Annotated in this window: 20 protein-coding genes; 9 read left to right on the top strand and 11 right to left on the bottom strand. The window is 45.8% G+C overall.

Annotated features, from left to right (window positions below):
• Positions 1 to 42 precede the first annotated feature (42 nt).
• Positions 43 to 1698, bottom strand: a complete 1656-nt coding sequence (locus tag C5O19_RS06990) for a tetratricopeptide repeat-containing sensor histidine kinase (RefSeq protein ID WP_165795953.1) — start codon at positions 1696 to 1698, stop codon at positions 43 to 45.
• Between the two features lie 195 nt (positions 1699 to 1893).
• Positions 1894 to 2667, bottom strand: a complete 774-nt coding sequence (locus C5O19_RS06985) for a response regulator (protein ID WP_104710845.1) — start codon at positions 2665 to 2667, stop codon at positions 1894 to 1896.
• Between the two features lie 1063 nt (positions 2668 to 3730).
• On the opposite strand from C5O19_RS06985, the gene C5O19_RS06980 reads away from it, so the two are divergent.
• From C5O19_RS06980 to C5O19_RS06970, 3 genes are all read left to right on the top strand, one after another.
• The gene (locus C5O19_RS06980) at positions 3731 to 4765 is read left to right on the top strand and encodes a DUF6807 domain-containing protein (protein WP_104710843.1); all 1035 of its coding nucleotides are present in this window, start codon (positions 3731 to 3733) and stop codon (positions 4763 to 4765) included.
• 93 nt (positions 4766 to 4858) lie between these two features.
• Positions 4859 to 5377, top strand: coding sequence for an AAA family ATPase (locus C5O19_RS06975; RefSeq protein WP_317046481.1), 519 nt, complete (start codon positions 4859 to 4861; stop codon positions 5375 to 5377).
• A gap of 1 nt (position 5378) precedes the next feature.
• Positions 5379 to 5843, top strand: a complete 465-nt coding sequence (locus C5O19_RS06970) for a methylglyoxal synthase (RefSeq protein ID WP_104710838.1) — start codon at positions 5379 to 5381, stop codon at positions 5841 to 5843.
• A 94-nt stretch (positions 5844 to 5937) separates the two neighbouring features.
• Here C5O19_RS06970 and C5O19_RS06965 read toward each other — a convergent pair whose 3' ends face one another.
• A complete protein-coding gene (locus tag C5O19_RS06965; protein WP_104710836.1) occupies positions 5938 to 7107 on the bottom strand; it encodes an MFS transporter in 1170 nt (389 codons plus the stop codon).
• A gap of 47 nt (positions 7108 to 7154) precedes the next feature.
• Positions 7155 to 7550: a DoxX family membrane protein gene (locus C5O19_RS06960; RefSeq protein WP_104710834.1), complete on the bottom strand. Its 396-nt coding sequence runs from the start codon at positions 7548 to 7550 to the stop codon at positions 7155 to 7157.
• 222 nt (positions 7551 to 7772) lie between these two features.
• Here C5O19_RS06960 and C5O19_RS06955 point away from each other — a divergent pair, with 222 nt between their 5' ends.
• Positions 7773 to 8303 carry a GNAT family N-acetyltransferase gene (locus C5O19_RS06955; protein WP_104710832.1) on the top strand — a complete coding sequence of 177 codons (531 nt, stop codon included), beginning with the start codon at positions 7773 to 7775 and terminating at the stop codon, positions 8301 to 8303.
• 64 nt (positions 8304 to 8367) lie between these two features.
• On the opposite strand, the gene C5O19_RS06950 is transcribed toward C5O19_RS06955, so the two are convergent.
• Complete coding sequence (locus C5O19_RS06950) at positions 8368 to 8802, bottom strand: hypothetical protein (protein WP_104710831.1); 435 nt, start codon at positions 8800 to 8802, stop codon at positions 8368 to 8370.
• Between the two features lie 169 nt (positions 8803 to 8971).
• On the opposite strand from C5O19_RS06950, the gene C5O19_RS06945 reads away from it, so the two are divergent.
• Positions 8972 to 9598 (top strand): 3-keto-disaccharide hydrolase, encoded by a 627-nt coding sequence (locus C5O19_RS06945; RefSeq protein WP_104710829.1) that lies wholly within the window; start codon positions 8972 to 8974, stop codon positions 9596 to 9598.
• A gap of 213 nt (positions 9599 to 9811) precedes the next feature.
• Positions 9812 to 11446: a M1 family metallopeptidase gene (locus tag C5O19_RS06940; protein WP_104710827.1), complete on the top strand. Its 1635-nt coding sequence runs from the start codon at positions 9812 to 9814 to the stop codon at positions 11444 to 11446.
• Between the two features lie 163 nt (positions 11447 to 11609).
• Here the strand turns inward: C5O19_RS06940 and C5O19_RS06935 are convergent, their stop codons facing one another.
• On the bottom strand, positions 11610 to 11795 hold the full coding sequence (locus tag C5O19_RS06935) for a hypothetical protein (protein WP_104710825.1): 186 nt from the start codon (positions 11793 to 11795) through the stop codon (positions 11610 to 11612).
• A gap of 49 nt (positions 11796 to 11844) precedes the next feature.
• Positions 11845 to 12693 (bottom strand): SPFH domain-containing protein, encoded by an 849-nt coding sequence (locus tag C5O19_RS06930; protein ID WP_104710822.1) that lies wholly within the window; start codon positions 12691 to 12693, stop codon positions 11845 to 11847.
• 525 nt (positions 12694 to 13218) lie between these two features.
• Between C5O19_RS06930 and C5O19_RS06925 the strand changes: the two genes are divergently transcribed.
• The 3 genes from C5O19_RS06925 to C5O19_RS06915 all read left to right on the top strand — a co-directional run bounded on the left by C5O19_RS06925 (position 13219) and on the right by C5O19_RS06915 (position 16462).
• Entirely contained in the window at positions 13219 to 13974 is a 756-nt protein-coding gene (locus C5O19_RS06925) for a DUF4290 domain-containing protein (RefSeq protein ID WP_317046494.1), read from the top strand.
• Between the two features lie 82 nt (positions 13975 to 14056).
• Entirely contained in the window at positions 14057 to 15364 is a 1308-nt protein-coding gene (gene murA, locus C5O19_RS06920) for a UDP-N-acetylglucosamine 1-carboxyvinyltransferase (RefSeq protein WP_104710819.1), read from the top strand.
• Between the two features lie 111 nt (positions 15365 to 15475).
• On the top strand, positions 15476 to 16462 hold the full coding sequence (locus C5O19_RS06915) for a polysaccharide deacetylase family protein (RefSeq protein ID WP_104710817.1): 987 nt from the start codon (positions 15476 to 15478) through the stop codon (positions 16460 to 16462).
• Between the two features lie 55 nt (positions 16463 to 16517).
• Here the strand turns inward: C5O19_RS06915 and C5O19_RS06910 are convergent, their stop codons facing one another.
• From C5O19_RS06910 to C5O19_RS06895, 4 genes are all read right to left on the bottom strand, one after another.
• Positions 16518 to 17270 (bottom strand): NIPSNAP family protein, encoded by a 753-nt coding sequence (locus tag C5O19_RS06910; protein WP_104710816.1) that lies wholly within the window; start codon positions 17268 to 17270, stop codon positions 16518 to 16520.
• Positions 17271 to 17401: 131 nt separating this feature from the next.
• Positions 17402 to 19546 (bottom strand): carboxy terminal-processing peptidase, encoded by a 2145-nt coding sequence (locus C5O19_RS06905; RefSeq protein WP_165795952.1) that lies wholly within the window; start codon positions 19544 to 19546, stop codon positions 17402 to 17404.
• Positions 19547 to 19703: 157 nt separating this feature from the next.
• A complete protein-coding gene (locus C5O19_RS06900; RefSeq protein WP_104710812.1) occupies positions 19704 to 20465 on the bottom strand; it encodes an FKBP-type peptidyl-prolyl cis-trans isomerase in 762 nt (253 codons plus the stop codon).
• 237 nt (positions 20466 to 20702) lie between these two features.
• Positions 20703 to 22106: a sialate O-acetylesterase gene (locus tag C5O19_RS06895; RefSeq protein WP_165795951.1), complete on the bottom strand. Its 1404-nt coding sequence runs from the start codon at positions 22104 to 22106 to the stop codon at positions 20703 to 20705.
• Positions 22107 to 22202 lie beyond the last annotated feature (96 nt).

Here is a 22202-nt window from a genome sequence, read left to right as displayed (position 1 = left end):
AACGTCCCTGCTTGGATCATACCATCAGCAGGGACGTTTCTTTTACTCTTGTACAGGCATAATTAAATCAAACCGAGTACCGTTTTCGTTGCGTACATTCAGAATTGCTCCAATCTGTTCGCTTAATAACAAAATCAACCGCTTACCAAACGATCCGGTAGGTTTTTTCCAAGCATTCATATCGATACCCGGACCATTATCTTTAATCTCTAAATGCAATTGATCGGTTTCGTTGAGAATGATACTCAAACTAGGTTTTGAAATCTGATCAAAGGCATGTTTAAAGGCATTGGTAATAATTTCATTCATAATTAAACCCAGAGGTACCGCTACTTCTACATCCAGCTCCACAGATACGATATCAACTTCCAGATCAAAATTTTCTTCCTTAAATCCGTACGCGTAAAATAGGCCCTGGACCAGGTCATGAATGTACTCTTTCATATTGACCTTCGTTACGTTATCACTTTCGTACAAACGCTGGTGAATCAACGACATCGCCTCTACCCGCTGCTGCCCTTCCCGAACGGCTCGTACGGCCCCTTCATCCTCCAGCCGGGTTGATTGCAACCGCAACAAACTGGAAACAATAGCAAGATTATTCTTTACCCGATGGTGCAGTTCCTTCATCAGGTTTTTGAGTTGTTCCGATTGTTCACTAACGATCGTATTTCGCTCCGATAAAGCACGGTTTGTCTTCTCTAATTGCTGATTACCCTTGCGAATGATTCGATACTGTACGACTGCTACGATCAGCAACAAAATCAAAATACTCATTCCTCCCAATAACCACCAGAACTGCCGGGACTTTAATTCATTTTCTTCATCTAATCTCTTAATCTCTAGTTCTTTTTCTTCGGTACGAAAGCGGGTTTCGGCGTCTACCAGTTCTTGTCTTTTATCGAAATTAGTTACACTATCCCGGGCGATTACCCATTCCTTATGAAAATTCAATGCTTGCTTGTACTCATTCCGTTGCTCAGCAATACGCGTTAATATATCGTATATTTCGACGTAAAAACGATATTTTTCCGGTTTATCTTTCGACCAGACTAAAGCTTTCTGAGCGTACCTTTCAGCTTCGTCGATTCGGTTTAGTTTAATTAGTGTATTGGGATAATTCAGGTAAACGTATCCTCTTAGGTAATCCATTTTTAATTTATCCGCGAGCCGTAGACATTCCTGATACGTTTTTTCGGACTCTTCGTACTGACCCGCATTTTTGTAGATAATGGCTCTATTGAGTAGAATCGTACTTTTTTTGATTTCATCTTCACAATATTCTAAAGCTTTCTGGTTATACTGAAGGGCTTTAGAAAAGTTTTTTCGCATATCCTCTACTGTGGCCAATTCCATATTAAACTGGCCAATCATTTCTTTATCTTTAATCTGTTCAGCCAGTTTTAATCCTTTATTAAAATAATTTTCAGCCGTTACGTATTCCTTTAATGAAACATAAGCAAATCCAATGTAATCCAGCATGATCGTTTGCTTTTTTACATGTTTGATACGATTGGAAATGTCTAGTGCTTTCTGGTAATATAAAATGGCATTAGCTGGATTACTTTTATCCATCTCAAGCATACCGAAGGAAAAATAAGCCCTTGACAAGAGAACAGAATCCTTCGTTTTTTCGGCGATACTGACTAAGGCTTCGATAGCCATTTTTGCATCAGCAAATTGCGTATGGTTCCGCATTTGACTTTCATACTCAGATAGTGAATCAAACTGAGCTTTGGCCGACAAATGTTCGATTGTTTTTAAATATTCTTGGTAAGGTTGGACAACCGATGATTGGGCCCATCCGACAAGCGATATACCTCCAAGACAAAGAATAAGTATTACTCTCAAAAAAGACATTTTTGGCGGGAGATAGAGGTAGAATAATTTTGATTACTGAATCTGAAAAATTCGCATAAATTCATCTTTATATTGTCTTCCCAGCGGAATAGCGAATGTCTCCACTGTCACTTCCCGCTCATTAAAACTCTTGATCTTACGAATATTCAGAGCATAAGATCGGTGCACGCGTATAAGCTTGTCAATCGCCAATCGGTGTAGGGTCATACTTAACGTTAGTCGGATGGAGTATTTTCGCTCATTGGTTACTATGGTAGTATGCGTATTATCGGCTTCTAGGTACAAGATATCTGCCGCATCAATTCGCACAAACTGGTAGTTGTGCTTGATAAAAATAGACTGTTCTATCTTTAAAATAACTTCGCGGGATAATGTGTCCTTGTCCGTTGTTTTAGCGGCGTCTTTGTACGGATTATTTCCTTCCCGAATGGGAAAGTTTTGAATCGCCAATTCAATAGCAATATTTAGATTTGCCGTATTAACCGGCTTGAAAAGGTATGCGGCCGGATAGGTAAGTTTGGCCCGATCACGCGTTTCTTTATCGGCTAAAGCAGTAATATAAATGACGGGAGCTAGGCGAAAGGTCAAAAGATGATTGATGGTTTCGATACCGTCCCATTCTCCTTTAATATTAATATCACAGAGTATTAAATCAATCTGATTTTTCTGATAGATTTCTAGAGCTCGCCGACCGTTATTGGCCATCCCAATTACTTCATATCCTTCGGCTTCCAGCGTATCACACAAATCCATCGCCAATACTGCTTCATCTTCAATAATCAATACGCGGATTTGGTTTTCAGACATACTAGCTAATGTTTGCTAAACAAATAATAAAATCGAAATAAAAACAAGTATTTACTACTATATTCATTTATTAATACGTAACGAACTACTAATCTATTCGAATAAATTATATTTTTCTTAGTTATCCATACTTTTCCTAGAGGTGTAAAACTAATAAACGGGACCGAATGGGCCCCGTTACATGCTCATAATGTTACAAAAAATAATCATTTATAGGCGGGTAAAAAAGCGTCGGCACCTTAAACAAAGGAACCATTTGAAGGGGATGAAAAAAAATACAGTGCGAACCAGTGCAGGACGACGGCGGCGTTCTATGTCAGTGGCCTTGCAGTACGGACAACGGGTAGCAGTCATAGGCAAGCAATTAAACTGTAAATCAAGCAATAAGGGGAGATACTGTTACTTAGGCATTTTTGCCGGAAGTCTGTACGTAACGATTAGCTTGGGTTGAAGGCATAATCTTACTTACTATGCAATACTCTAGTTGAAAGGGCTCAGCTTCTTACTCGTTTGCCCTCTTATAAGAAACCTCCCCCTTTCACTTAGAGTATCATGCATGGGTTAATTCAAACCGGAATTAAGGATCTTTTCAAAACATACTCAACTGAGCTCTGTATCATTTAGAATGCTTTGTCGAAATACCTTTGGCGGAATTCGGTTAGAAAGTGATACAAGTATACAGGCTTAGTAATTGTGAATTAGTAAAATGTAGGTAAACATCCCAGTGGTGGCAGTTAAGAGCTTATTTTGGATAGTGAATGAAAAACTACCTTTTCAAAAAGACGCTATTATTAAATTAATCCAAATTAATTTTTTGTTTTCACGGGTAATTTCCTATCAATTATGCTTCAAAAGTTACTATTCACCGAAGAAATGAGTAACAATTTTTCAACTCTTCTTAAATCATTCCTATTTTTTCTTCGCCATTAAAAGCTTCTGACTGCAGTTGTATCCGCGTATACTCCCTCAGTTAACTACTTCAGAACAAAAAAATACAGGTTCGTTGAGGGGTTTTATATCAAGAAATGGTCTTTTTTAGACCAGTACTTACAAAACCGATGGTATGAATCACGTCTCTAGACTTATCACCACCGCCCTGCTGCTTACGGGTACGTATGCTTCAGGCCAGAAATTGATTGAATTAAAGTCCAAGGAAAAGGCTAACAAAATAGATGTAGTCGTGGACGGCAAACCTTTTACCAGTTATTTCTACCCCGGCGAAGCGGTACTAAAAAAAGCGGTATTGTATCCTATATACTCGCCCCAGGGCAATCTCATTACCCGAGGCTGGCCGCTTGATCCACGTCCCGGCGAACGGGTTGATCACCCCCACCACGTCGGCCTCTGGTTCAACTACGAGGACGTCAACGGCTATGATTACTGGAACAATTCCAACACGCCGCCCAATCCTAATGCCAAATATGGTACCATCCGACATACGGGCATTAAATCTAAAAAAGATGGCAAACGGGCCGAGTTGACCGTAACCGCCGATTGGGTAGAAGATAACGGCAAAGGCAAAAAGGTACTGCAGGAAACCACCACGTACTTCTTTACGGCTTCTGACAAACAACGCATCATCGACCGCATTACGGTACTAAAAGCCGTGGAAGATGCCCACTTCAAAGATGTTAAAGATGGTATGTTTGCCATCCGGGTAGCCCGGCAGTTGGAACTTCCCTCCACAAAAGCCGAGAAGTATACAGATGCCAACGGTGTCGTAACCGCTGTTCCCAAACTTGATAATATCGGAGTAACCGGCAATTATCGTTCGAGCGAGGGCGTAGAAGGAGCCAAAGTCTGGAGTACCCGGGGTCGCTGGATGAACCTGACGGGCAAGATTGGTAAAGAAGACGTTTCCATTGTCCTAATCGATCACCCAAAAAACGTAAATTATCCAACGTACTGGCACGCCCGCGATTACGGCCTGTTTGCTCTAAACCCACTCGGTGAAAAGGTATTTACGGAAGGAAAGAAAGAGCTGAATTATCAGCTTAAAAAAGGACAATCTGTCGTATTTCGCTATCGTGTGGTGATTACTTCGGGCAAACCGACGGACACCGACCTAAATAAGCTGGCGGATGCCTTTGCAAAATAAACTCTTGCAAGCCCTCCCCCTACTGAAAAAACCGTAAGGCTTCTGCTTTACGGTTTTTGCTTTTTTTAGATTTTTGCTTTCACGAAATTTTTAGTGACCCGATCCATGAAACAAGTCCTTATTTTAGTGGGCATCAGCGGAAGCGGGAAATCGACCTGGGCCAAAGAATTTTGTCAGAATGAACCGAACTGGTTACGGATCAGTCGGGATGAACTTCGCCGTAGTTTGATCCCCGTATCACTGGGAGCCTACTGGCACTGGCCCAAAGAAGATCAGGACCGGATTGAGCGGCTGGTCGAACGAATGCATACGCGATTACTGCTCGATGCCCTACGCGATGGCTGGCACGTCATTATGGACAATACGCACCTAAAAAAGGCTTATTTCGACGCGTACAAAACGCAGTTGTTGCGTAACGTTCCGTCCTTTGAAATGCAATACAAACTGTTTGATCCACCCCTGGAAGTTTGTCAAGAACGAGATCACCTGCGACCCGACTCCGTGGGAGCCAATGCCATTGCTCATCAGTATGCCTTCTTGCAGGAATTAAAAACTACTTTTGATTTTAAAACTTTTACCTGGCCTGCTGCCAGCACTAACCTAGTGATTTGAAATGCCAAACCGACACCTTACCCCCCATAAACGCATTGCCCTGGTGGCTCACGACCATAAAAAGGCTGAAATCTTAGACTGGGCGATTAAAAACCGTGATTTTTTAAGTCAACACCAGCTTTTTGCAACGGGTACTACGGGCCGGCTTTTGGAAGAGACCTTGAAGGTCCCGATTGTCAAACTGCTTTCGGGTCCGCTGGGAGGTGATCAGCAGATTGGAGCCATGATTGCTGAGGAAAAAATTGATGCAATCATTTTCTTCTGGGATCCCATGGAATCGCAGCCGCACGACCCGGATGTGAAAGCTCTTTTACGATTGGCCGTCGTATGGAACATTCCCATGGCCTGTAACCGGGCTACCGCCGATTTTCTGCTAACTTCTCCCTTCATGCATCAGGAGTACGAATCGCAGTTGACCGACTACAGTACGTATTTGAAACGGCAGGTTCGGGAAAACTTGACCTAACTACTGATTTTGGAATGCCTTAGTCATTCTGAATAAACAACTACAAAAAAGCCCCATCCGGACGGATGAGGCTTTTTTGTAGTACTAGCATGAATTAAGCCAATACTTCAGTTTTCGCTACACTTTTCTGACGGAAGTACATCATCACTGCCATCAGGAATCCCGTAAAGGCCAGCATCGCTCCTACCCACTGGGGCGAAGTATAACCCAGACCCGCAGCGATGGGTAGTCCACCCAGATAGGCACCCAGAGCATTACCAATATTAAAGCCTGCCTGACTAACCGAAGAAGCCAGCATTTCGGAACCGTTGGAGGCCCGAATCATTAGAATTTGAATGGGTGCTCCGAGCGTAAACGAAATAGCTCCCGTAATGAAGGTCATGACTAATAATGGAATTTTGAATGGAGCTACGAAGGATACCACGATTAAACAAACCACCATCAAGGATAAGAATAAAGCCGTGGCCTTAATTGGTGAAATGGAATCGGCAGCCATCCCGGAGATGAGATTTCCTACGGCCATTCCAACGCCCGCCAGTACTAAAATCCAGGTAATCTGATCGCTTCTGAAACCGCCTACTTCCGTCAGTAAGGGAGCGATATAGCTAAACCAGGCAAACAGTCCGCCCGTACCAATTGCCGTAATACCCAGAATCAGCCAGGGTTCAACCCGGGTAAACAGTTTCAGATCTTTCAGGATACTGGACTCACTGACGGGTGGCATAGCCGGTAGTAACTGTTGAATACTCAGGACCGTAATCAATCCAACAACCGCAATAATCAGGAAGGTAATCCGCCAGCTCATGGTATGGCCAATGTACGTACCCAGCGGCACGCCAATGATGTTGGCAATGGTCAGGCCAGCAAACATCATGGAGATAGCTTGAGCTTCTTTACCGGGTGTAGCCAGCCGACTTGCGACTACAGCACCTACGCCAAAAAAGGCTCCGTGCGGCAAACCCGAAAGCAAACGGGTCAGCATCATGATTTCGTAGTTCGGAGCAAAGGCTGACAAGGCATTACAGAAGGTAAACATAGCCATCAAGCCCAGTAGGATCTTTTTGGGTGGATAGTTGCCCGCAATACCTACCAGCAAAGGAGCTCCCAATACGACACCCAGGGCATACGCCGAAATCAGGTGTCCAGCTACGGGAATGGAAATGTTAAGCGTACGGGAAATATCCGGTAAAATTCCCATCATGACGAACTCGGTCATTCCAATCCCAAAGCCGCCTACGGTGAGTGAAAACAAACTTTTTTTCATAAAATTTTCAAAAGGGAATACGAGCCAACGTATACAATGAGGGACTATTAGCGTAGTCGTTTGTCGACCGCATAGGCATTATGCGTATCCACAAAAACCAACAAAATACAGCAATACGCCGCGTGAATGAGCTGGCTGGGAATGGCCCCCCAGTCTTCAATCATCGACGAGCCAAAAATCAATAAAATCATCACTACCGCACCTGCCACTAAAGCCTGACGTGTCATCCAGCCGATCAACAGCAACACTCCTACCAGCAACTCAGCCACTGGTAATGCGTAACTAAAGGGCAGCACCAGTACTTCGGGTAACATGGAATCTTTAAATTTCCCCAGCATCCAGGCACTGAAACCGTTTAATTTAGGTATTCGTACCAATCCATGGCCTAGCATACTCATGGCCAGGGCCAGACGAGCCAGTACAAAAGCAAGGGTCTGATTCATAGATAGAAACAGTCAGTAGTATAGATTGATAATTACGATACAAAGTTCAGTAAATGATTCCAGTTAAATTAAAAAAGTACAAAAAACGTTTCCAATTCTATAAATATTCTAATTATTTGGTTCGTCAATCCAATTGACTTCCGTTGAAATTAAAATAAGCCGGGTGTACGAACACATTCATTCGTTTTTTCAGACACTTCCGGCTCATTCACTTTTTCTGTCATGTCATTTTCTCGCGTACAGGATAGCCATCATCCTCAATTCTTACAAATCTGGAAGTTATTGGAAACGGCCTTCCATCCGGGCGAACGTCGCTCGCTGGCGTCCCTGAAACAAGTCGTTCAAGAAGAGCAAATGCACTTGCTCGTTTGGGGAGAATCGGTACAGGCAGTAGCCGTATTGTGGAAATTCGGGGAATTTGATTTTCTCGAATACCTAGCGGTCGATCCTAGCCTGCGAGGTCAGGGTTTGGGTACTACGCTAATGCAGGCCTTACTGGCGTCCCTAGAAAAACCTTTCCTACTGGAAGTACAACCGGGTACGGACGCTCCAAATCAGGCCCGAATCCGTTTTTACCAGCGGCTGGGCCTGCACCTCAATACGCACACGTATTTTCAGCCTCCTTATCAGCGAGGCGGGGAAACCTTCCCCCTACAGATCATGTCAGCCCCTCAGCTACTCAATGGGGCTGATTTTCTGGCGTATACCTTGCTTATTAAAAATAAAGTTTACGAGCAATGGTATGAAGCTTAGTAGGCCGAAAACAAAAATTGCCAGCGAAGGCTGGCAACTCTTTAGAAGCACGAATTTCCTTATCTTACTTCTTCCCTAACAAGCGGTAGGTCAGGCCTGCAGCGAGTCCACCGGCCAGATACCAGCCCATGGTCATCAGTTGCGTGGCCGTCGTACGGTTGCTGGGTTTTTCGCCCAATCCCAGCGGACCAGGCAAGAAGACGGCTCCTAACCCAGCGGCTAAACCTAAAATGGCTCCGTTCCGAACGCCATTTTTGGGCGAATCCAGACTGACGAGTCCGTAATAGGTAGCATTGGAAGCAATGTCGCCCGCCAAGGATGCTTTGTGAAGCGTTTCCTCGGAAGGTGAAATCCCCGAAGGCAAAATTTTAGACAAAGCCCGTTTGCCTAGTATATCAATACGCGGAGCATTGGGAACGGTTTTACGAGCGGTTTCGTGCAGGAGTGTGAGGGTACAAGCTCCCACAAACCCACTGGTTGTTGCTGCTAAAGAATCCATAGGTTGTTTAATCGTTTTGTACCAATAGTGTAAATAATGTATGCCAGTATTTGCTAGCTATTCAGACAATCGGCATTGGTTTTACGTAGGTAAAGCATCCGTTTGTTTCAACAATCGAGTAGCTTTACAGTTCTAAGTTCTTAAACCTCTATTTTTCTTTCGTAACCGTATGAAGAAACAACTGCTAGGCCTGGCGGTACTCGTCGGCCTAAGTACGGCCTTTACGCCTCCCAAACCCAAATGGATTTCATTATTTGATGGCAAGACCCTTAATGGCTGGAAAGTCGGCAAAAACGCTGAAACCTTTCACGTGGAAGACGGTACCATCAAAGTAGCTGGTCCGGTAGCTCACCTTTTCTACGAAGGTCCTGAACAACCCTTTAAAAATTTTGAATTCAAAGCCAAAGTAAAAACGATGCCGGGTTCCAATTCCGGTATCTACTTTCATACGGAGTATCAGGAATCGGGCTGGCCAGCTAAAGGATACGAAGTGCAGGTCAACAATTCACACACCGATTGGAAACGCACGGGTAGTTTGTACAATGTACAGGATGTGAAGGAAGTGTACGTCAAAGATGGGGAGTGGTACACGGAACAAATTACCGTACAGGGCAAACACGTGACCATCAAGATTAATGATAAAACTGTCGTTGATTATACCGAGCCCGATAATGCCGATCGCCCCGCCGACATGAAAGGCCGGGTGATTAGTTCGGGGACGTTTGCCTTACAGGGCCATGATCCGAAGAGTGTAGTATATTTTAAAGATATTCAAGTACGTCGTTTACCCGACTGATAGCTGTTTAAGTCCAGTTACTGAGATACATAAATTTTTAATTGCTAGAAATTTATGTATCTCATTTTTATACTTTAACGTTATAGGCTTACCGACGCTACGTTATACTAATTATGCATTACTCTCTATCTATTTTGCTTGTTACGGCCTTATCTTTCGAGTAAATTGCTTCTTATTCCCTTACCCAATACGCTATACGCTTTGTAAATTTTTATGCGAATTACCTTATTTACCTTGTTGCTTCTGGGGTTTATGTATCCAGCCCATGCCCAAACCTATCAGTTTACCCGCAATGATACCCTTCGTGGTACCGTCACCCCTGAACGTTCCTGGTGGGACCTTAATTTTTACCGATTAGACGTTCGTTTCAATCCTGCCGATAGCTCCATCAAGGGCAGTAATCAAGTTTTTTATCGGGTACTGAAACCCGCTCAGATACTGCAAATTGACCTTCAGCGGGCGATGACCATTACTCGGGTCGAACAAGACGGAAAACCCCTCTCCTGCCGTCAGGATGGTGATGCTTACTTTATTGAATTAACCAAGCCGCAGGTGGCCAATCGTACGGAATCCATTACGGTCTATTACGAAGGGAAGCCCCGGGTAGCCCGTAATGCACCCTGGGATGGTGGTTTCGTTTTTTCGAAAGACAAAGCCGGTCAGCCGTACATTGCGACGGCTTGTCAGGGATTGGGAGCCAGTTCGTGGTGGCCCAACAAAGATCACCCCTACGATGAACCGGATAGTATGAACATTAACATCACGGTTCCTCAGCCTTTGATGGATGTTTCGAATGGTCGGTTAAGACGAGTAGTCGATAACCCTGATCATACCCGCACCTTCGAATGGGCCGTCGTTAATCCCATTAACAACTACGGTGTTAATTTGAATGTGGCTAATTACAGCCATTGGTCCGATACGTACCAGGGTTTGAAAGGTCCTCTGGCTCTGAACTTTTACGTGTTACCCGAACATTTAGAGGCCGCTAAAAAGCAATTTCAGCAGGTTCCACTCATGCTGAAAGCCTTTGAATACTGGTTTGGTCCTTATCCTTTTTACGAAGACGGGTATAAACTCGTAGAAGTACCGTACCTGGGTATGGAACACCAGAGTTCGGTCACGTACGGAAATGGTTTTAAGAATGGTTACCTAGGTCGCGATTTGTCGGGTACGGGCTGGGGTTCCAAGTGGGACTTCATCATCGTTCACGAGTCGGGACACGAGTGGTTTGCCAATAGCATCACCAATTACGACGTAGCCGATATGTGGATTCATGAAAGTTTTACCAACTACTCTGAATCACTCTTTATTGAATATTATCACGGAAAAGAAGCCGCCGCCGCCTACATCATTGGCTGCCGAAAACTCATCCGAAATGATAAGCCGGTCGTAGGTACGTATAACGTAAACCATTCCGGTTCGGGCGACATGTACTACAAGGGAGGAAGCCTGCTACACACGATTCGTCAGATCGTCAACAACGATGAACGCTGGCATCAGATGTTGCTGGGCCTGAATAAAACATTTTACCACAAAACCGTAACGGGTGCCCAGGTGGAAGCGTTTGTGGGTCAATCATTGGGTTTGAATTTAACCAAAGTGTTTGATCAGTACCTCCGCGACATTCGGGTTCCCACGCTGGTGTACCGCATGAAAGACCGCCAATTAGAGTACCGATGGGAAGATTGCGTAGCCGGTTTTGACATGCCCGTAAAGGTGAAACTCGGCGAAACGGACACCTTACTGAAGCCCACTACGAACTGGCAACAGCTAAAAGTAAAGAACGCCACCTCTCTTTCCCTAGATCCTAATTTCTACGTAAAAAGCAAAGTACTGCCGGAAAATTAGTAGCTAAAGCACGATGAACCTTGAGTACATCGTGCTAAAGGTATACATTCACTCAGCAAAAAGACCCGAAAAGGATTTACCTTTCGGGTCTTTTTATGCAGTTATAAAGCATGAAATCAAGCGTTGAACCTTCTTTTTGATGGCTATTCAACGCTGGTACCCCTTAGTCTTTCTTCTCCCCTTTTTCTTTAGGAAGGCGATTTTTAGCTTTCAGAGCCTCATGCAGTAAGTATTCAATTTGTCCGTTCAGACTGCGAAATTCATCGTCGGCCCAGCGTTGTAGAGCCTCCAGTTCATTCGGAGCCATTCGGAGTACAAATGCTTTCTTCGCTTCTTTTTCTTTTGCCATGTTATCATTCTGGGAAAACCTACCCTACTTGCCTCCAATGCTTCTCGCATTAATGATACAAGGTACCCGCATTGATCACTGGATTTGCCGACTTGTCCGAGCACAACACCACCAGCAAATTGCTGACCATGGCGGCTTTTTTCTCTTCATCGAGCATCACGATCTGATCTTCGGTCAGGCGTTTCAGGGCCAAATCTACCATTCCTACGGCACCTTCCACAATTTTCGTACGGGCAGCAACCATCGCCGTTGCCTGCTGCCGCTGTAACATGGCGTGGGCAATCTCTTCGGCATAAGCCAGGTGCGTAATGCGGGCTTCCAGTACCCGTACGCCCGCCCGGGCCAGCCGTTCACGGAGTTCAGCTTCCAGTTTTTCGTTGATTAAATCACCTCCTGAACGCAGCGTAATATCCTGTTGGTCTTCGTCGAAATGGTCGTACGCGTAACTACCCGCCAAATGACGCAGGGCTGTATCGCTTTGCAATTTTACGTACTGTTCGTAATTCTCGACTTCGAACTTAGCCTGTACTGCGTTTGCCACCTGCCAAACGACTACTGCTCCGATTACAATCGGATTACCCAGATGGTCGTTTACTTTGATTTTATCGCCTTCCAAACTACGAGCCCGTAGCGAAATCTTAATTTTTGTGTACAGTGGATTCGACCATTTAAAGCCTGATTCCTTGACTGTACCTACGTAATTCCCAAACAAAACCAGCAGCTTCGCCTCATTAGGATTCACGATGAAGAACCCCGGCGACAGGAGAACCGCCAGAATCAAAGCCCCAATCCCCAGGACCTCATTCGTTCGCATGAATACCAGAAATGCCCCTACCAGGAGCAGTACTACCAGAGCCATGATCGCCCCGGACAACGGTCGTATAATTTTTTCTTCCATAGTAAATTGATATTAAAATGATATTACAACACTAGCATCTATTTTGCAAAATTAAAAGTCTGTAGTTTCTAAAAGGATTAATGGCGAATGCCTGGTAAGAATCCATTGAAATAGTCCATGAACGGTAATGAAATACTATTTATTTTTGAGTAGTGTATTACTACTGACGTTTGGTACCCTGCGTAAGGTCGTTCAGCTCGTATAGTTTTTTAAATACGTTTGAAATGAATTAACTGCGTAAAGTGTTATCAGGCTATAAAGTCTTTTCATTAGTAAACTGTACGTTAGTTACTCAAAAACGCTACATTGATTTTGGGATACTAGGCATTGGGGTTTCCCTGCTTTCGAAGCAGAATTATTTTACCGTTTCAGAGCCGAAATAGCCTTGGAACTTGTATCCTTCTTTTTACATTTGCAAAACTTCACGAGTACCTTGGGTTGACTCTTCGCTCGGTTACGCCAGACGCTTGGTCAGGGCATTACCAAATTCTACAACCCATTTATCTCGTCCACTGAAAAAAACACATTCGATTGAAAGAATACGGAAGTAATATCCAAAAACTGGTGGACTATCTCGTAACGATTCAGGAACGGGAGAAACGCACCAAACAAGCTTACGTTCTTATTGAGCTGATGCGACAAATCCACCCGAACATGAAAGAAGGGCAGGATTACACCAATAAACTTTGGGACGACTTGTACATCATGTCGGGTTTCCGCTTGGACGTAGACAGTCCATTCCCACCGCCATCGCCCGAGGCGATTGGCAAGAAACCGAATCGAGTTCCTTACAATACGCATAACTTACAATTCCGTCATTACGGCCGTAACCTGGAAGTGATGGTTGAAAAAGCCATTTCGCTGACAAATGAGTACGAGCGTTGGGCTTTCGCCAGTTACATCGCCAAAATGATGAAGAGTTTCTATACGGCCTGGAACAAGGACAATGCCGACGATTCAACGGTATGGGAACACCTGCGTATCATCTCTAAAGGCGGCCTGAACGCCGAAATTGAGCGTATCAAAAAAGAAGGCTACTTAGACATTGCTCCCCGCGACCGGTACTCAAGTAATACGGGCGGCGGTAACAGCGGTGGCGGTCATCACCACTCCTACTCGCATACGCCGCACAACCGTCCGCATCGCAACGAGCGAAGCGAACGGCCAGATCGAAATGAGCGGAATGAACGCTCTTCGTCGTTCCAACGCCGCAACGGACCGCCGAGCAACAATCGCAATAACAACAACAGTCACTTCAATCGTAATAACCGCAAAAAATAGTTTATAGGATACCGTTCCTCAGCGAGGGCTGTACGTAGCCTTTTGCCTGAGACTGTTCACCCCATAAACGGTTCATCAGCTAATGGCTTCATTTAAAGTAACAGGAGGAAAAAAACTGCAGGGCGAGATCATCCCGCAGGGTGCAAAAAACGAAGCACTTCAGATTATCTGTGCGGTACTCCTCACGAAAGAACCCGTCACGATTCACAATATCCCCGCCATTCGTGATGTCATCGCCCTGATTGACCTCCTGGGTGATATGGGTGTGAAGCTTACGCACCTGAGTGAAACGTCCGTACGCTTTCAGGCCGACGATGTTAATCTGTCGTACCTCGAAACGGAATCTTACAAAACCAAAGCAGCCTCGCTGCGGGGTTCCGTGATGATGCTCGGACCGCTGCTGGCTCGTTTCAAAAAAGGAAGAATTCCCCGGCCCGGTGGTGATAAGATCGGCCGCCGTCGCCTGGATACGCACTTCCTGGGTTTCGAACGCCTGGGTGCGAAATTCGACTTTGACCCCGAAGACGGCGGTTTCTATAAAGTGGATGCCTCCAACCTCAAGGGTACGTACATGCTGCTGGACGAAGCGTCTGTTACGGGTACGGCCAACGTTCTGATGGCTGCCGTACTGGCAGAAGGCACCACCACGATTTACAATGCCGCCTGTGAGCCGTATTTACAGCAGTTATGCAAAATGCTGGTACGCATGGGTGCGAACATCTCCGGCATCGGTTCTAACCTGTTAACCATCGAAGGTGTATCCGAACTGAATGGTACGGAACACACGATGTTACCAGACATGATTGAAATCGGCTCCTTTATTGGGATGGCTGCCATGACGCAGTCGGAGCTGACTATCAAGAATTGCTCCGTACCTGATCTGGGAGTTATTCCGGCCGTATTTCAGAAGCTGGGTATCAAACTGGAAATTCGCGGTGACGATATTTTCGTACCCGCTCAGGATCATTACGAGATTGAAACCTTCATCGATGGTTCCATGCTAACGGTAGCCGATGCCCCCTGGCCCGGCTTCACGCCCGACTTGCTGAGTATTGTGCTCGTAACGGCCATCCAAGCAAAAGGAACGGTACTCATTCACCAGAAAATGTTCGAGAGCCGCCTGTTCTTTGTGGACAAACTCATTGAAATGGGGGCTCAAATCATTCTCTGCGACCCCCACCGGGCTACGGTCGTGGGTATGAATCGGCATATTCAGTTACGCGGTATCCGTATGACTTCACCAGATATTCGGGCGGGTGTATCACTGCTCATTGCGGCGATGTCAGCCAACGGCGTTTCCATTATCGATAACATTGAGCAGATTGATCGTGGCTATCAGCACATTGATACGCGACTGAATGCCATCGGTGCAGAAATTATACGTCTGTAATCAACGAATGGTAATAAAAGCCGGTGCCTAAGGGTTACCGGCTTTTTTGTTTTTAAAGGATGCTTAACTTAACGGATCAATTCAGGCTTCTCTTTTCACCTCTCTCCTGCTATGCTGTATCGTTCACTTTTGCTTGCAATAGGTCTTATTGGCCTTCATCAAGGTACTCACGCCCAGACTTACGCTGAAAAACTCGGATTTCCCAAAGACCGAAAAGTCATCATTTTACACGTGGATGACGCCGGAATGAGTTACGACTCGAACGAAGGTACTCGTAAGGCCCTTACCACAGGTGTAGCCAATTCCACGAGTGTAATGATGCCTTGTAGCTGGGTACCGCATTTCATGAATCTGGCCCGTCAAAACCCTACCTGGGACGTAGGCGTACACCTGACGCTTACGTCCGAATGGGCGGGTTATCGCTGGCAACCGCTGGTAGGTAAAGAAAAGGCTCCGGGCCTGTACGACACCCAGGGATGTTTTTATCCGAGTGTGGAAGAAGTAGATCGCCACGCAATGGCCGACGAGGTAGAAGCCGAAATACGAGCCCAGATTGCCCAGTTCCGGGCTTTTGGTCTGGAGCCTTCGCACCTTGACTCACACATGGGTACGCTGTTTCAGCCCAAGTTTGTAGAACGTTACATCAAAGTGGGAATTGAGGAAAAAATTCCGGTCATGTTTCCTGGCGGCCACAACACGCTCATCAATGCTAATCGGAGTCTGGATGCTAACCTGACTAAAGCCATTGGACAAAAACTGTGGGCGGCTAAATTACCCGTCCTTGACGATTTGTTCAGCGATACGTATGGCTGGAATTTACCCGCTGGTCAGCAACCTTCTGATCAAAATCTGAGAGCTTTCAAAACGCAGAAATACGTGGAGCTGCTGAAGTCCTGCCGACCTGGCCTCACCATGATTATCATGCACTGTACCGATCCCACGGTTGTATTCAATCGGATCTCGGATTCGGGGCCTACGCGGAAAGGTGACTTACTGGCAATGCTAAACCCGGAATTCCGACGCTACATTGAGGACAACCAGATTATATTGACAACTTGGCGAGAGATTAAAGAACGTCGTTTACAAATCAAGGAATAAAAAAGAGCGGCTTCCTCAAATGGAAGCCGCTCTTTTTTTCGGAGATCTAAGCCGTTTATTTCAAAGGTGAAAAGTCCGTTGGGACGAGGTATACCGATGTTACAGACTCGGTCAGTGAGCCGTTGGCTAGCTTCTCCGAGGCTGTTCGTACCGATACCCACTCGGGATCCTCCCGAAAAGCTTTAAAAGCCGCTTCTCCGGCCTCTTTACTCTTTTGGGTAAGCAGGTACATGAGGATGTTGTCGGTATTGTCTTCGGTCCAGTACACCAAGTTCGTCATCCCGTGCTTTTCAAATAGTTTAGTCGTATGATTCCGGAAGCGAGCCAGCAACAAAGGCAAGTTATAGGGCGTCGTTTTGTAGGTTCGTAATTGGAACACCCGATTGCCCTTCTGATCAATCTGAAGCTGGGGGGAAAAATCAGTCGTATGGAAAAACTTACTGATCACTTTTGAAACGATACGGCCATTTTTCTCAGACTCGGAAGAGACCTTCTTCCATTCCGGATCACTCCCAAACGCTTTCCAGCTCGAATCCCGGGCTGCCCGATTCGGGTACGACAGGAAATAAATCAAACAGCTATCCGGCTTGTGCTGGGGTACGAAATAACCCACGTTCGTCATGCCGTGTTTTTCGAAAATCCGCATGGTATGATTACGGAAACGGGCCATCAGGTCGGGCTGTTTACCTTCGGGTGAGTAATAGACCCGCATTTCGTACAGACGGGTATCCACAGGAGCTGGAGTTTTGGGTTGAATGAAAGCGGCAAATAAACCTACGCAACAAAGCAGAAGTACAGCAGAACGCATGACGTTAGAGGTTAAATAAGAAAGAAAGCAGACAAAGGTCTGTTGAAATCCGTAATTAGATGCGTACGATCATAAAAAAAGAGAGCAGAATTTTAACGTTCTGCTCTCTTTCTGTACTAACTATACGAAGTTTATTTCAACGAAATCCAGTCTGCTAGAATCCGCGTAGTCTCTTTCAACTCGGCATCTTCTTTGAATTTGCTGATGAAATTTTCTTTCATCTTCTGACGAGTATCCGCTGAGGCCACATCCTGACCGGGCATTCCTCCACCCGAAGCTCCCAACTGAGCAATCTTGTCGTTGAGCAGTACTACCTCGTAAGGATTTTGCTTATCCGTTCCTAGCTTCGCCAGTTCCTCTTTCCGTTTTTTAGCTTCTTCCAATTCCTTCCGACGCGTCGCTTCGTTCAGGGAAATCATTGATTTATCCTTGTTTTTTAGAAAATCTCCGACCTCAGCCGAAAGTCGTAACAAGTCAGGATCAGCTTTGAAACGTTCATTGTACCGATCGCGAAGTTTATCCAGCACATTCGTGGTAAGGTTTGTGTACTCCGTGAATACGCTTGGCTTAATCTGATCCCAGGGCAGAGCCGTAGGTTGTGAGCTTTCGCCAAACTCTTCAGCACTGAAACGCGAAGGTAATTCAATATCAGGCGTTACCCCTTTATGCTGGGTACTGCTACCCGTAATCCGGTAGAATTTAGCCCGGGTCATTTTCAGTAAACCTACTTTGTCCGTTTCCTTCGGGAGAAACTGGTTCAGATCCAGTAATTGCTGTACAGTACCTTTTCCGTAGGTCGTACCACCAATGATGATACCACGTTTATAATCCTGAATAGCTCCGGCGAAAATCTCAGAAGCCGAAGCACTGAAACGGTTTACCAGTACGGCCAGCGGCCCGGCGTATACCTGTTGCGGATCTGGATCATCGTCCGCATCGATCCGGCCCATGGCGTCTTTTACCTGTACTACTGGACCGTCTTTGATGAACAGACCCGTCAGTTTGATAGCTTCATCGAGTGAACCACCGCCGTTATAACGCAAGTCCAGCACCACACCGTCTACTTTGGCTTGCTTAAACTGCTCAAGGAAACGCTGTACGTCGCGACTGGTTGAGTTATAGTCCTTGTCGCCCTTCCGCATTTCTTCGAAGTTCTGATAGAAGCCCGGCAGCGTAATGATTCCAATGCGGTATTCTTTCTTCTCGAACGTCATCGGTACTACCTCAGCTTTCGCCACGCCTTCTTCCAGCTTTACCTTATCCCGCACGATTTTAATCTCGCGGGGCATACTACCCGGCAAAGCGTCCGATTTCAGAATATTCAGTCGAACCGTCGTTCCTTTCGGACCACGAATCAGTTTCACTACATCATCCAGACTCCAACCGACTACATCAACCATCTGGCCAGCAGCCCCCTGCCCTACGCCGACAATACGATCGTTTTCGTGAATCAGGCCACTTTTCATGGCGGGTCCGCCCGGTACCAGTTCCCGTACTTTCGTGTAATCGTTTTCGGGGGTCAGTGTAGCACCAATCCCTTCGAAAGACTGAGCCATTTCATCCTTGAAACGCGAAGCATCCGGCGGAGCCATGTAGCTCGTGTGCGGATCAATCACTTCCGCGAAGGAATTCATGAACGTCTGGAAAACGTAGTCGCCTTTTACCTTGCTGGTCTGTTTGTCCAAGTTAGTATACCGTTCTTTCAACAGACGATAAATGGCCGTATCCTTCTTACCTTGAAGCTTGTAATCCAGAGCCTGGCTCTTCACGATTTTCTGCCAAAGTTCATCCAGTTCAGCTGGCGTTTTGGCCCAGGATACTTTATCGCGATTGGTTTCGTACGATTCGTCCTTGGTAAAATCGAAAGGTTTATCCGTCAGTTTAGTTACGAACTGCATCCGTTCGTGAAAACGCTTCAGGAAGAGATTAAAGAGATCATACGCAGGCGTCAGATTACCACTTTGCAGGTAATCGTCCATCTGGTAGCGATACTTTTCAAACGAGGCTACGTCCGAAGCCAGCAGATATGCTTTACCATTATCAACTTCTTTCAGATAGTTATCCCAAACTTTATTCGAAAGCGAATCATCCAGCGGTACCCGACGATAATGGTAAGACGAAAGAATGGTGGTTACAATCTTTTCGACTTCTTTCTGAGAAGCAGTGGGAGCTAAAACGACGGGCTGATCAGTACTAAGCTTCTGAGCTACTGAAGGACGTTCAGGCTGAAACCCCAGTAACACCAGCGGCACAAAGGCGAGCAAATAGCTTTTCATAGACATGTTATCTTGAGGCGTTAATCGTCGGAGATGTGGGATATTCTTGGATTTTTCAAGTACGTATTCTTGAAAAAAATAATGCCTACACCGGTACTTTTGCCTTGGCTCCTCTTTTTTTCTTCAGAACAGAAAGTCGGCTCGGGCCCAACGATTTTTACTTTTCAATTTCTAATAATTCAACATCAAAAATTAAAGCTGAATACGGCTGAATCTGACCGGCGTTTCGTTCCCCGTACGCAAGCTGATACGGAACAAACAATCGGAATTTTGAACCAACCGGCATTAACTGTAACCCTTCCTGCCATCCCTGAATAACGCCATTAAGCGGGAAGCTGATGGGCTCACCCCGATCAACGGAGCTATCAAATACGGTTCCGTCAATGAGGGTTCCGTGGTAATGGGTTTTTACTTTATCGGTCAGGGCCGGTTTGGGACCCGTACCTAATTTCAATATTTTGTATTCCAGTCCACTAGCTGTAGTAACAACACTATCTTTCGTTTTGTTCTCTGCTAGGAATTTTTCACCAGCCAAGCGATTTGGTTCGTATTTCTTAGCGTTTTCAGCCTGCGTTTGTGCCTGTGCCTCGGCTTGCTTGGACTGCATCTGCTGGCTGAAGTTTGACAACGTAGCCTGGTACTGATCCTGGGTAAGAATGTATTTCTCGTCTTTGGAATCCCGGATGGCTTTCGCAACTAAGTCCATATTAAGACCTTTCAGCATCGGGTTTTTCAAACTGCGGGCCATATCCATACCGATGGCATAACTTACCGAATCCATCGGCGTTTTCAGCCCTGCGGCAGTAGTAGCCGCGGAGACGGGCTTTTTCACGGCAGGTTTAGGGGCGGGCTTTTTAGCTTGGGCAAAGGCCGTCATGGAACATGACACCAGCAGAATAGCAATACTACTTTTTTTCATGAAAGAATACTTTCGGGGAAAACATCCGAATTCCTGAAAAGGATTGAGGATTTAAAATGATTAGAATGAACGAAGATATAAATTACTTTCTATTATTTTCTTAAACGTAAATCAACGGCAGAAATTATGAGATGAACGGACAAAAAATACGCTCACACCCCTTTCAAGCCCTTCAGTAGCTTCCATAAAAAAGCCGTGCTGGTATGACCAGCACGGCTTTTCAGGCTCATTAATTCTCTAGTTTACCAAGTGTACCAGTTCACCCTGATTCTTGATGGTTTTCGCATAAAACACGCCGCTAACCGAAACCCGGTGATCCTTTTGAATAGTGACTTCGGAAGTATACGCCGGTACGCAATTGCAATTCCAGGTCGAAGGGTCAGACCAGGCCCCACTTTTAAGTGATGTAACATTTACGGGATCGGGCGTTACTACCTGAAAGGGAGCCTTCGCCAAGACCGGTTTTGACGCCGTCAGGAATGATTTATTATTCCGCGGTTCAGTAATGGCACCAACCCATCCTTCAGCGGCTCTTTTTTGTCCATTCTGATTGAAGTGCAGGTTATCCATCCGACCATCGCTTTCAATGGTATTCAGATCAGCTCCAGCGTATACATCACTTACCGTCGCCACTAAGTTGAGCTGAGCCCGCGTAATGTGTTCGGAAGAATTATCGGCATCCCCCGGATTGTATTTGCCGTAACATTTGCCACCCAGCCAGCAATCCTGAGCAACCAGCCAAGCTAGCCGACTTTCGCCTAGTTCATCCCGGGTCTTCTGGATGAGTTTGATATACTGCTCTTCGAAGGTTTTGCCTACGCTGCCCCGGTCATTAACTCCGTGCCCGGATAGAATAGCTCGAATTCCGGATTGAGGAACGTACTTTTTCAGCGTATTGCGGATATTGATGTACGGATGACGAAGATTATAATTAATGAAACCGTGTTCGAAGGGAATATCGTAGGCCGCTTTATAGGTCAGCTCGATATTGGTTCCACCAATGGCTGCATTGTAGAAAAGTACGGGAACATTCAGGCGTTGTACAAGCATTTCGCCCAATCGACCCCAGAACCAGCGGGGAGCTCCCGGAGCCATTCCACACTGCTCGCAGAGTTGCGAAGGAGCCAAAGGAGGTAAGAGATCAGCACTTGCCGTTTGATACCAGTACGCATTCCAATTAGAAGACGTTTCCCGAAAATCAATCGTATTTACCTGATCACGATACGCTTGGTTAGACTCTTCGTAAGCAATGGTATGACTGTAACCGTCCCCGCCCTGAGCATTGGAGTGACCTACGACCAGAAAGACTTCCCCAATGCCTACTTTCTCGACTTTCGTAATGGAACCTACTTGTGCCCCGTCCTTCATCCCACGGACTTCTAGGTCATAGCGGCCTCCGGAGGCTTTCAGTACGCCATTGAGTACGCCATTTTGTGGATTATTTTGAATAACCTGCCAGTCAATTTTAGTACCTCCCTCACCGGAGCGAGTGAGTAAGCGGGCTTGGACCTGATCAACTGATTGGCTGATTTTACCTGTGATGTACAGGGTGGCCTGATTGGCATTGTCGCGTTGAGTAACCGTACGTGGAACCGGATACGTTACGCTGATTTGGGCTTGTGCCAGAGGAGTGATTCCCATTGTGGCGATCAACAGAAATCTTTTGAGGAACGGGGAAAAGTTCTTCATTGCAAGTATGATAAGGTAAAATTTTGGCGGAAACCGTACCTTTTATGC

The sequence above is a fragment of the Siphonobacter curvatus genome (assembly GCF_002943425.1).
Classification (GTDB): domain Bacteria; phylum Bacteroidota; class Bacteroidia; order Cytophagales; family Spirosomataceae; genus Siphonobacter; species Siphonobacter curvatus.
Note: the sequence above shows the minus strand (reverse complement) of the source record. Positions and strands in the feature narration are given on the sequence as shown.

What these genes read in the sequence shown, in the direction of transcription:
- C5O19_RS06990 (WP_165795953.1), bottom strand. Translation starts at nt 1,698, where the DNA reads ATGCGGAACCATACGCAATTTGCTGATGCAAAAATGGCTATCGAAGCC.
- C5O19_RS06935 (WP_104710825.1), bottom strand. Translation starts at nt 11,795, where the DNA reads ATGGCAAAAGAAAAAGAAGCGAAGAAAGCATTTGTACTCCGAATGGCT.
- C5O19_RS06910 (WP_104710816.1), bottom strand. Translation starts at nt 17,270, where the DNA reads ATGCGTTCTGCTGTACTTCTGCTTTGTTGCGTAGGTTTATTTGCCGCT.
- murA (WP_104710819.1), top strand. Translation starts at nt 14,057, where the DNA reads ATGGCTTCATTTAAAGTAACAGGAGGAAAAAAACTGCAGGGCGAGATC.
- C5O19_RS06960 (WP_104710834.1), bottom strand. Translation starts at nt 7,550, where the DNA reads ATGAATCAGACCCTTGCTTTTGTACTGGCTCGTCTGGCCCTGGCCATG.
- C5O19_RS06970 (WP_104710838.1), top strand. Translation starts at nt 5,379, where the DNA reads ATGCCAAACCGACACCTTACCCCCCATAAACGCATTGCCCTGGTGGCT.
- C5O19_RS06950 (WP_104710831.1), bottom strand. Translation starts at nt 8,802, where the DNA reads ATGGATTCTTTAGCAGCAACAACCAGTGGGTTTGTGGGAGCTTGTACC.
- C5O19_RS06940 (WP_104710827.1), top strand. Translation starts at nt 9,812, where the DNA reads ATGCGAATTACCTTATTTACCTTGTTGCTTCTGGGGTTTATGTATCCA.
- C5O19_RS06915 (WP_104710817.1), top strand. Translation starts at nt 15,476, where the DNA reads ATGCTGTATCGTTCACTTTTGCTTGCAATAGGTCTTATTGGCCTTCAT.
- C5O19_RS06945 (WP_104710829.1), top strand. Translation starts at nt 8,972, where the DNA reads ATGAAGAAACAACTGCTAGGCCTGGCGGTACTCGTCGGCCTAAGTACG.
- C5O19_RS06955 (WP_104710832.1), top strand. Translation starts at nt 7,773, where the DNA reads ATGTCATTTTCTCGCGTACAGGATAGCCATCATCCTCAATTCTTACAA.
- C5O19_RS06985 (WP_104710845.1), bottom strand. Translation starts at nt 2,667, where the DNA reads ATGTCTGAAAACCAAATCCGCGTATTGATTATTGAAGATGAAGCAGTA.
- C5O19_RS06895 (WP_165795951.1), bottom strand. Translation starts at nt 22,106, where the DNA reads ATGGGAATCACTCCTCTGGCACAAGCCCAAATCAGCGTAACGTATCCG.
- C5O19_RS06905 (WP_165795952.1), bottom strand. Translation starts at nt 19,546, where the DNA reads ATGAAAAGCTATTTGCTCGCCTTTGTGCCGCTGGTGTTACTGGGGTTT.
- C5O19_RS06900 (WP_104710812.1), bottom strand. Translation starts at nt 20,465, where the DNA reads ATGAAAAAAAGTAGTATTGCTATTCTGCTGGTGTCATGTTCCATGACG.
- C5O19_RS06930 (WP_104710822.1), bottom strand. Translation starts at nt 12,693, where the DNA reads ATGGAAGAAAAAATTATACGACCGTTGTCCGGGGCGATCATGGCTCTG.
- C5O19_RS06980 (WP_104710843.1), top strand. Translation starts at nt 3,731, where the DNA reads ATGAATCACGTCTCTAGACTTATCACCACCGCCCTGCTGCTTACGGGT.
- C5O19_RS06965 (WP_104710836.1), bottom strand. Translation starts at nt 7,107, where the DNA reads ATGAAAAAAAGTTTGTTTTCACTCACCGTAGGCGGCTTTGGGATTGGA.